This window comes from Bacillus sp. SIMBA_026, assembly GCF_046535335.1.
GTDB lineage: Bacteria > Bacillota > Bacilli > Bacillales > Bacillaceae > Bacillus > Bacillus velezensis.
Map to the genome: position 1 here is coordinate 1 of NZ_JAWRWX010000412.1, position 243 is coordinate 243.

A 243-nucleotide genomic window follows, 5' to 3' on the forward strand; every position below is an offset into this window, starting at 1 on the left:
GACACGCTTGATCTCCGGTTGCAAAAGCTCATCGCGTTTCGCGCGGGCGCAGCGCTTCGACGGATCGCGAAGTTGTGCTGCATGGCGTCGGTAGCCCGACGGGGCAATCCGCAAGACCTTGCAGATCGGCTCGACCCCAAAGGTGTCGCGATACTGATCGACGAAGGCCTTCAGGACTTGAAACGGCGGTCGAGCTCCGCCTGGGCGAAAAACGCGCTCGCGACCTTGAGAATCTCGTTGGCA

Annotated in this window: 1 pseudogene and 1 other annotated feature; the pseudogene reads right to left on the reverse strand. The window is 61.3% G+C overall.

The annotated features are described in order from the left end of the window. Positions 1-243, reverse strand: a pseudogene (locus tag SB847_RS22010) (IS3 family transposase); the annotation flags it as partial. After that, positions 100-216, reverse strand: a sequence feature (AL1L pseudoknot). (Overlaps the previous pseudogene by 117 nt.)